Origin of the sequence: Neobacillus terrae, from assembly GCF_011393025.1 — a bacterium.
GTDB classification, from domain to species: domain Bacteria; phylum Bacillota; class Bacilli; order Bacillales; family Cytobacillaceae; genus Neobacillus_A; species Neobacillus_A terrae.
The window spans coordinates 415,862-425,465 of record NZ_JAAOEO010000003.1 but is presented as its reverse complement, the minus strand read 5'-3'; the positions used below and the strand labels follow the sequence as shown (position 1 = coordinate 425,465).

At 38.4% G+C, this 9,604-nt stretch carries 7 protein-coding genes and 4 tRNA genes; 10 read left to right on the top strand and 1 reads right to left on the bottom strand.

Features of this window, described 5'->3' with window-relative positions; all coding sequences use genetic code 11:
* The first annotated feature begins 482 nt into the window (after positions 1 to 482).
* From G8761_RS06610 to G8761_RS06565, 10 genes are all read left to right on the top strand, one after another.
* Positions 483 to 558, top strand: a tRNA-Lys gene (locus G8761_RS06610).
* Between the two features lie 13 nt (positions 559 to 571).
* Positions 572 to 643, top strand: a tRNA-Glu gene (locus G8761_RS06605).
* A 176-nt stretch (positions 644 to 819) separates the two neighbouring features.
* Positions 820 to 895 (top strand) — tRNA-Asp (locus tag G8761_RS06600).
* A 9-nt stretch (positions 896 to 904) separates the two neighbouring features.
* A tRNA-Phe gene (locus G8761_RS06595) sits at positions 905 to 977 on the top strand.
* Between the two features lie 427 nt (positions 978 to 1,404).
* A complete protein-coding gene (locus G8761_RS06590; RefSeq protein ID WP_243449913.1) occupies positions 1,405 to 2,793 on the top strand; it encodes a peptidoglycan DD-metalloendopeptidase family protein in 1,389 nt (462 codons plus the stop codon).
* Between the two features lie 470 nt (positions 2,794 to 3,263).
* Complete coding sequence (yycF, locus tag G8761_RS06585; RefSeq protein WP_166024840.1) at positions 3,264 to 3,971, top strand: response regulator YycF; 708 nt, start codon at positions 3,264 to 3,266, stop codon at positions 3,969 to 3,971.
* Positions 3,972 to 3,980: 9 nt separating this feature from the next.
* Positions 3,981 to 5,807, top strand: coding sequence for a cell wall metabolism sensor histidine kinase WalK (gene walK / locus G8761_RS06580; RefSeq protein WP_166024838.1), 1,827 nt, complete (start codon positions 3,981 to 3,983; stop codon positions 5,805 to 5,807).
* On the top strand, positions 5,804 to 7,126 hold the full coding sequence (locus G8761_RS06575; RefSeq protein ID WP_166024836.1) for a YycH family regulatory protein: 1,323 nt from the start codon (positions 5,804 to 5,806) through the stop codon (positions 7,124 to 7,126). The genes walK and G8761_RS06575 overlap by 4 nt, the downstream gene beginning before the upstream one ends.
* The gene (locus G8761_RS06570; protein WP_166024834.1) at positions 7,113 to 7,901 is read left to right on the top strand and encodes a two-component system regulatory protein YycI; all 789 of its coding nucleotides are present in this window, start codon (positions 7,113 to 7,115) and stop codon (positions 7,899 to 7,901) included. The genes G8761_RS06575 and G8761_RS06570 overlap by 14 nt, the downstream gene beginning before the upstream one ends.
* A gap of 14 nt (positions 7,902 to 7,915) precedes the next feature.
* The gene (locus tag G8761_RS06565) at positions 7,916 to 8,710 is read left to right on the top strand and encodes an MBL fold metallo-hydrolase (RefSeq protein ID WP_166024832.1); all 795 of its coding nucleotides are present in this window, start codon (positions 7,916 to 7,918) and stop codon (positions 8,708 to 8,710) included.
* 202 nt (positions 8,711 to 8,912) lie between these two features.
* On the opposite strand, the gene G8761_RS06560 is transcribed toward G8761_RS06565, so the two are convergent.
* Positions 8,913 to 9,410, bottom strand: a complete 498-nt coding sequence (locus G8761_RS06560) for a GNAT family N-acetyltransferase (RefSeq protein WP_166024830.1) — start codon at positions 9,408 to 9,410, stop codon at positions 8,913 to 8,915.
* Between the last annotated feature and the right edge of the window lie 194 nt (positions 9,411 to 9,604).

Here is a 9,604-nt window from a genome sequence, read left to right as displayed (position 1 = left end):
TTATCGTCGTTGAAAACAGTGTTGCCAAGAGTGAATAAAATGACTCTTTCTTTTTACACAATTATATGGACTCAATCATTCTTTGGGGAGAATCGTGCATTCTTTACGAAAACTCGTGCATTCCTTGCGAAAACCTGTACTCAAAAGGATACAGAAGAGAGTATTCAGTTATAAACTAGCCCCTTTTTTATGAAAAAAGTTATTTTTAGAGTAAAAACAGGTGTCTATTTTACTATTTCTAGAATAAAAGGGCTTATTTAAACTGAAAACTTTAAAAAATTAGTAAATAAATTGGTTGTATACCCCGAGAGTATATGGCCGTCCTAATCTATTTTCTCTCTGAACTTCCTTTTTTAAAAAACTTTTTAAAAAGGGTTGCATCATTTTAAGTTTATATGATATTATAAAAAACGTCGCTGAGAGAGTTAAAAACTTGGCAGACAAACCTAATATTAGTAATAGATTAGGTAATCTCTTAATAAGAGCCATTAGCTCAGTTGGTAGAGCATCTGACTTTTAATCAGAGGGTCGAAGGTTCGAGTCCTTCATGGCTCACCATGTTTTTTTGCATGGCCCCTTGGTCAAGCGGTTAAGACACCGCCCTTTCACGGCGGTAACACGGGTTCGAATCCCGTAGGGGTCATATCTATTTTAAACTTGCAAAAAACATTAATAATGGTCCCGTGGTGTAGCAACCAGCAAAGCTACAGTGGAACAGCAGCGAGTTGTCTCGACGCATCCGCTTCTATGAATACTCTGGAAGAGGAATAGACAGTGTTATAGGATATAAGAGCATGGAAATAACTTATTTTATAAAATGGTCCCGTGGTGTAGCGGTTAACATGCCTGCCTGTCACGCAGGAGATCGCCGGTTCGATCCCGGTCGGGACCGCCATACATAATTGGCTCGGTAGCTCAGTCGGTAGAGCAAAGGACTGAAAATCCTTGTGTCGGCGGTTCGATTCCGTCCCGAGCCATTACGAAAAAAACTGTCTCAGTAAAATGAGACAGTTTTTTGTTTATTTGGCCCAGGAAGTCACAAGATTTTCAAATATTACCCAATATAATAGATTTGAAAACAGGTCTTTTTATTTATTTTTTCAATTTGTAATCATTTTGCAAAAAATAATCCATATATCTTCCAAATATAAGGTAATTTGTCTAATTTAGGGTTATACTGACTAAATCCTTCTCAACCCTTGGTATTGAAAGGGTTTTCTCTTTTAAACGTCATCTTTTAACTTCTATTTTCCTTCCATCAAATGTATAAAAATGTAAGTTAATATACATTTTTGTTACATTCACCGAACATATAATTTATTCAGGAATTTTTATGGTAAAGTTTTTAATAGATAAAAAGAACTAGAATAGAGATTTTGTTTCTTTGTATTAGGGAGGATATATATGAAAGGTCTTAGTAAAATGTTGCCCAAATTAAAAAAAGCAGCTTCTTTTATCAAAAAAACTGCAGTAATGATCCTTGCTGCCGCCGCTCTAACTTTTAGTGTGGATTATGCAGTACTTGCTGAAAATAATACAACACAGTCAAATACATATTTAAATGATTCTTATATCGGATCTATTACCCACAAAGATATTATTAAGAAAATAAAAGCGGGTAATAAGGCAGAATCAGTTCAAAAAACTAATTACATAGAAGAACATGCAGCAAAAAAACATGAAAAACAGGAGCCTCAGGTTGACGCGGTTGCCATTGCAGTAGATGGCCAGCCTGTTGTATACGTAGCAAGCAGTGAAACTGCTGAAGATGTGGTTAAAAAGCTAAAGCTTACATATGTATCAGAGGAACAGTTAGATGAGCTAGAAGCTCGCAAGTCAGTTTCTAATCCCGTTTTGCCAGAGTTGAAAGAAAATGAGTCTCGTATATTAGACGTTCACTTTACCAAAAATATATCTGTAAAAGAGGATAAAACTGTTGCTAGCAAAATCTTAAACGCAGAAGATGCCGTTACTTACCTTGAACGTGGTACTTTAGAGGATAGAAAGTATACAGTTCAAGAAGGTGATGTTCTGGGAGACATTGCTAATCGTAATAATCTTAAGCTAAGTGACTTACTCGTTTTAAATCCTGGCATTCAGGAAGATTCCGTACTTAAAATCGGTCAGGAATTAAATATTACAGTAACAGTTCCGTTTGTAGAGGTAGCTGTCGAAAAAGAAGTAAGCGAGAAACAAACGATTGCCTATCAAACAGAGGTAAAAGAAGATAATTCACTTCCTAAAGGGGAAACGAAGGTACAGCAGGAAGGGCAGACTGGGAGCAAGCTGGTAACATATACGATTTCACAGCAAAATGGCCGTACTCTGAAAAAGGTAACTCAACAGGATTTCATTCAGGCTCAGCCAGCCAATAAGATTATCATTAAAGGCACAAAGGTAATTCCCTCCCGTGGACAAGGACATTTTACCTGGCCTGCAGTTGGCGGTTATATTTCCAGTAAATTGGGTTATCGTGACGGCAAGATGCATAAAGGGATTGATATTGCACGCCCAAGCGACCGTACCATTAAAGCGGCAGACAATGGCGTCGTTGTGTCAGCTGGCTGGGATAATGGCGGATATGGCAATAAAGTCGTAATTGATCATCAAAATGGTTTACGTACAGTCTATGGACATATGGCATCACTCTGTGTTCATGCTGGGCAGCAAATTGAGCAAGGAACAGCAATTGGAGTAATGGGAGCAACCGGTGACGCTACTGGAATCCATCTTCACTTTGAAGTTTATAAAAATGGAGCTCTTCAAAATCCGTTAAATTACATTGTAAAATAAAATAACTAGATTAAAAGTCTCCGGTTTACCTGGAGGCTTTTTCAATTGATATGAAGTATAAAGTTTTACCTTTTAAATTGTCTAGCTCCAGCGAGTTTTCATCCTTGATAAGCATCCCGGGCTTATCTTGCATCAAGTATGACCGTTAGGTGATACATGGTGCAGCAAGTGTCCATCCCTCTTCTCCCTACGATAAGTCAACATCGAACCTAAGTGCTCCTGCGCCACCGCTTTTTCAAGGAAGCTTATTTTCAGCTCGTCGCAAAGCTGCATGTCGTCTATTCACAGAAGCCGTTGCAGGAAGTTTACTCAGGTGGTTGCTTCGCTGCACATGTGCTCTATCACACTGACAACTTTTGTTAAAAGGTGAATTCATTCGTATAAAATGGTAAAGTAGACTAGAGGACATATGACTTTTTACTTTCATATGAAATGAAATAGATTTATTTTAGGTAAAGGAGACAGGGGCCATGGAGAAAAAGATTCTTGTCGTTGACGATGAAAAACCAATTGCAGATATTTTGCAGTTCAACTTAAAAAAAGAAGGCTACGATGTTTATTGCGCATATGATGGAAATTCTGCTATCAGCATGGTGGAGGAAGTGCAGCCGGACTTAATCCTGCTGGATATTATGCTTCCGCAAAGAGATGGCATGGAGGTTTGCCGGGAGGTCCGGAAAAAATACGAAATGCCAATCATTATGCTGACAGCTAAGGATTCAGAAATTGATAAAGTTCTTGGACTAGAGCTTGGAGCAGATGACTATGTAACAAAGCCATTTAGCACCAGGGAACTAATCGCACGTGTAAAAGCCAATCTGCGCCGCCATCAGGCTGCATCTCAAGCTGGTATTGAAGAAGAATCAAATGAGATTGAAATTGGTTCACTTACTATCCATCCGGATGCTTATGTAGTTTCAAAACGTGGTGAAACAATAGAACTTACCCATCGTGAGTTTGAATTATTACATTATCTTGCCAAACATATTGGACAGGTTATGACAAGAGAACATTTATTGCAAACTGTCTGGGGATATGATTACTACGGAGACGTAAGGACAGTTGATGTTACCGTAAGAAGATTGCGTGAAAAAATAGAAGACAGCCCTAGTCATCCGGCATGGATTGTAACCCGAAGAGGAGTCGGGTACTATTTGCGCAATCCAGAACAGGAGTAATGGGCTGGAATGAGAAAAGTAGGTTTTTTCAAATCCATCCATCTTAAATTCGTTATTATATACGTTTTGCTCATTCTGATTGCCATGCAGATTATTGGGGTTTATTTTGTGCGCCAGCTGGAAGAGACCCTTCGTACAAATTTCCAGACATCCATAAAAGAACGAGTTAACCTGCTCGCCTATAATGTCGTACAGGCAATGGATAAGGACCGTACTAAGGAAGATCCGCCTCTTGAAGATGATGTAAAAAAGATGCTGAGAGACTTTGCAGCAGGGGATATTACAGAGGTTAGGGTCATAGACGCACAATCTCTAAAAGTACTGGGTACCTCAGAAGCCAATAATCAGGGAATCGTTGGACAAAGAACAACGGAACTTAGGGTAAAGCGTTCAATTGTCATGGAAGAAGAGCAAAGCAGCATTATGATTGACCGGCAGACTGGAAACCGGATTTGGGTGTTGTCCTCCCCAATAAAATCCGGTCACAAAGTCATCGGTGCCATTTATCTTGTTGCAAAAATTGAAAGTGTTTTTGAACAGATGAAAACGATCAACAGTATATTTATCAACGGCACGGCTATTGCATTAGTAATAACGGCAGTTCTTGGTATTTTGCTTGCCCAGACGATCACTAAGCCAATTTCCGATATGAAAAAGCAAGCCCTGGCAATGGCTAAAGGGAACTTTTCAAGGAAAGTAAAAGTTTATGGCAATGATGAAATAGGAACGCTGGCCATGACCTTTAATAACTTGACTAAAAAATTGCAGGAAGCCCAGGCAACGACAGAAGGCGAGAGAAGGAAGCTTTCCTCCGTCCTTTCGTACATGACTGATGGGGTTATTGCAACTGATAGAAAAGGCCGTGTTATTTTGATAAATGACCCAGCAGCCGAAATGCTGGGTGTTTCACGTGAAACAGTACTATCACAGCCAATCGTGTCCTTGCTTGATGTCGAGGAGGATTACACCTTTGAGGATTTATTGGAAGTGAACGATTCCTTAATTCTGAACTATAGTACAAAAAATAAACCTTACGTTCTAAGGGCCAATTTATCAGTCATACAAAAAGAAACAGGCTTTGTAAATGGATTGATTACTGTTCTGCATGATATTACCGACCAGGAAAAAATTGATGCCGAGAGAAGAGAATTCGTAGCGAATGTGTCTCATGAGTTAAGAACACCTTTGACAACCATGAGAAGCTATTTGGAGGCTTTAGCTGAGGGAGCATGGAAGGATGAAGAAATTGCGCCTAACTTCCTCGAGGTTACACAAAATGAGACAGAGCGGATGATTCGTCTTGTTAATGATCTGCTCCAGCTTTCCAAAATGGACAGCAGAGATTATCGACTAACAAAGGAATGGGTCGATTTTGTCGATTTCTTTGATAGGATTATTGACAGGTTTGAATTAACCAAAGATGAAAGTATTTCTTTTAAGAGAAATTTGCCAGATGCACGAATGTTTGTAGAAATTGATGAGGATAAACTCACTCAAGTTCTTTATAATATCATTTCGAATGCATTGAAGTACTCTCCGGAAGGAGGCCAGTTAACCTTCACTGTTGAGGAAAGGGAAGACCATATTCTTGTGAGTGTTAAAGACCAGGGTATGGGGATTCCAAAAGAGAATATTGGAAAAATATTTGAACGTTTTTACAGGGTTGATAAGGCCCGGACAAGAAAACTGGGCGGAACAGGACTTGGTCTTGCGATCGCCAAAGAGATGGTTGAGGCCCATGGGGGAAGAATCTGGGCAAACAGTAAGGAAGGAAAAGGAACTGAGATTGCTTTTACCCTTCCATATGAACGGTCTGATGAGGATGAATGGGAATGAGATATGAAAATATAAAATCTGCCATTTTGATTTTTTTGGTATTGTTCAGCATCATTTTAACATGGAATCTGTGGACATATCAGCCCGATTTTAAAACGATAGATAATAAAAATTACGTTGAACAGGTTTCTATTAGTGAACAAAAAGAGTTAAAGAAAATTGTCAAGCCGGACAGGATATATTTCCATGTAAATGGAAAGCATTTTGGTACCGAAAACAGTCTGGAAATTGACAGGCTTGTGAGGGAAATTGGCCGGTGGGTGGTTTCTGATGTAAAGAACAACTCAGATAAGGCTGGAAGTATAAAGGATTTACCTGAAAAGGGCCGGGCAGTTGAAATCGTTTTTCCTGCAAAGGTCCCGGTTGAAATTTACCGGAATATCCTCAATATTGACCAGAAGAAAATTCCACCTTTAAACTTTGATAGAATAGTGGTTAATATGGACAGTTCCAACAAGGAATACGGAAGTGTATACTTTGTTTCTTCTGAAACTCAGCAGGTATATTCCAGCCAGATCCCTATTTCCTTTTTAAATGATTTTAATAAAAACTTCTTTAAAAATGCGACGAATTATCCGGCATATTTTGCGTTTAAACCTACTGACAGGCGGACCATCTACCTGCCAGAGAAAGAAACCAATATGCTGATTTACAAATATCTTCCCGCTAAGCTTGATTCAGAATTATTCAAGGAAGCCTTGTTCCGCGATCCAAGCTTTGTACGAAAAAGTGTGATCGATGGAGGGGAAGAGTATACAAATGACTCTAGTAAAATGAATATCGATGATTCAACTAACATACTCACATATGTTAATCCAACTGAAAATAATACGTATGTTGGAAATTCCTATGATCTTTTGAATAAAAGTATTGACTTTGTTAATGGCCATGGGGGATGGACTGATTCCTACAGGTACGTTTCAATGGATGAGCTTAATCAAAAGGTGACATTCAGGCTATATAGTACTGAAGGGTATCCAGTTTTTAATGAAAGAGGAATGTCTGAAATTACGGAAGTATGGGGAAGAAATGAAATAAACAAATATATCAGGCCGAGCATAGCTCTTGATTTTGCCATTCAGTCTGAAATGGTTAATGTTTCTCGTCCTTCCGGCCATCAGGTATTGGAATATCTGCAGATAAAAAAGAACTTTAAAATCAGTCATTTAGAGGATATAGTCCTTGGATATCAGATGCAAAAGGATCTGAAATCAGAACAACTAATTACACTAGAGCCAACCTGGTTTTATCAATATAATGGCTCTTGGGGAGAAGTCACTTCTGAGGACTTGGGAGGTTTGAAGAGTGGATTGGAGTAAGATTAAGACCATCTTTATTTTAACCTTCCTCATTTTGGATGTTTATCTGTTATACCAATTCTTATCGATTACTGATACAAATAAATACGAATTTATTACAGAAGCCTCTCCTGAAGATAAATTAAAAGCAGATGAAATAAAGTATGTGGACATGCCAAAGGTGCCTCTAAAGGACCAATATATAAGTGCGAAGACGAAAAACTTTAAGCAGACAGATACAGAAAAACTTGAGGGACAGGCGGTTACACTGCTTGAAGAAAACAAGGAAATTTATTCAAAATTAAGGGATCCTTTTCAATTACCTGACAAGATACAGCCGTCTGACGTCGATGCTTTTTTAAAGGAAAATATACTTTATCCGGATCACTATCAATATGGAAAACTAGATAGGGATAAAAAGGAAATCATATACTATCAGGTATTTGAAGGCAGACCTTTTTTTGAAAATGATAGTGCTATGGTAAAATTAACTTTTAATGATAAAAATCAGATTATCTCATATGAGCAAACGTATCTGGAAAGCATTGAGAAAATGAAGCACAAAGAAGAAATCCAGCAGGCCCTAGAGGCGATGGAGACACTTCATAAGCAAGGGCTTCTTAAGCCCAAAAGCAAGGTTACAAAGGTAGAATTGGGTTACTCCACTCTTATACCACTGGCGGCATCACAAGTAATGGCACCAACCTGGCATTTTGTTGTGGATGACAAAAAGAGTTTATATGTCAACGGATTTGAAGGGCAAGTTATAGATTTAACAGCCAAGAAAAAAATGTAGTGGAGTGAATGAATATGTCTTTGCATTTTAGTGTTCTTGCGAGCGGGAGTACAGGAAATGCGATTTATATAGAGTCGGATCAGCATTCTTTTTTAGTAGATGCAGGGTTAAGCGGAAAGCAAATGGAAGGTCTTTTTCAAAAGATAGACCGTGATATGAGCAAGCTTTCCGGCATCTTTGTTACTCATGAGCACAGTGATCATATAAAGGGTTTAGGTGTTGTTGCAAGAAAGTACAAGCTTCCGGTTTTCGCCAATGAAAAAACTTGGCAGGCAATGGACGGATTAATTGGTGAAGTGCCTGTTGAGCAAAAATTTGTTTTCAATATGGAAACAGTTAAAAGCTTTGGATCAACAGACATTGAGTCATTTGGGGTTTCACATGATGCCGCGGAGCCAATGTTTTATGTCTTCCATAATGGTGACAAAAAGCTTGTGCTTATTACTGATACAGGATATGTAAGTGACCGGATGAAGGGGATCATTTCCAATGCCGACACATATGTCTTTGAAAGCAACCATGATGTCCAAATGCTAAGAATGGGCCGTTATCCATGGAATATTAAGAGAAGGATTCTAAGCGATGTTGGCCATGTATCCAACGAGGATGCTGCCATTGCCATGAGTGATGTAGCAGGGGATCATACGAAAAAAATCTACCTGGCCCACTTAAGTCTGGATAATAATATGAAAGAACTGGCACGAATGTCCGTAGCACAGACGCTCGAAAGCCAAGGAATAAAGATTGGTGAACAGTTTGACATTTATGATACGGACGCAAAAACACCAACAATTTTAACTGCTGTATAAAAATATTAAAGGAATGTGAGCAAACTGCTCGCATTCCTTTTTTTTTGACATTGTTTTATAAAAGGCTCTGTTGGACTTGCCTGTTGATTGCCCGCAGGACATTGAACTAGCAACCTCGTAATAAGCCCCGCATGAAGGAAAATGGAATAGTTTCTAGTCGAAATCGCTTTCGATAAATCAGCATCTCTTAAAAGATCTTTATTTAAAAATATATTGCCATGAGGTCTTCATCGTAGTATCGGTTATTTATTTTTAAAGCTTTAATATCTTTGCCGTAGGTTGTAAAGCCTAATGACAGGTAAAGCTTTTTAGCGGCTTCATTGGTGGAAGTAACAGATAAATATATCTGTTCAATCCCTTCAAGCTCCTTAGCCTTCTTGATTGCTTCCTCCATCAATTTTTTTCCTGTTCCGGATCGTCGGTATTCAGGATCAACATACATCGCTGCAATATTTGCTCTGTGTTTCAGTTTGTTTCTTCGTTCTGTTGCCAGTGTAACAGTCCCGATTAATTGATCCTCCATTAAGGCGCCAAAGGTGAAAATAAAGTCTTCATTTAATCTGCTTGAGAACCGTTCCAGGGTGTATGCTGATTCTTCTTCAAAACTTGAACTAAATGCTTCCGGATGGTCCTTTAATGCTTGCAAACGGATATCTCTATATAATCCTGCATTTTCCGGGCCTAAAATGATTATTTTCACCGATTCTTCCCCCTTTTTCATTTAATTTATCATATCAGTCAGTCTTTAATTTTGTAAATATACGAAGGTTCATGAAAAGTAAGACTAAATTATGAACAAACGTTTAAAAAAGTCATAAAGATAGCCATTTTTTTAGAAAATTGGATACGAAAGAGTATAATGATGGGTATAGAGCAAGAATAAAACTTAGCTAT

Excerpts from the sequence above, each read along its gene's own strand:
- G8761_RS06590 (WP_243449913.1), top strand. The coding sequence starts at position 1,405 with ATGAAAGGTCTTAGTAAAATGTTGCCCAAATTAAAAAAAGCAGCTTCT.
- yycF (WP_166024840.1), top strand. The coding sequence starts at position 3,264 with ATGGAGAAAAAGATTCTTGTCGTTGACGATGAAAAACCAATTGCAGAT.
- walK (WP_166024838.1), top strand. The coding sequence starts at position 3,981 with ATGAGAAAAGTAGGTTTTTTCAAATCCATCCATCTTAAATTCGTTATT.
- G8761_RS06575 (WP_166024836.1), top strand. The coding sequence starts at position 5,804 with ATGAGATATGAAAATATAAAATCTGCCATTTTGATTTTTTTGGTATTG.
- G8761_RS06565 (WP_166024832.1), top strand. The coding sequence starts at position 7,916 with ATGTCTTTGCATTTTAGTGTTCTTGCGAGCGGGAGTACAGGAAATGCG.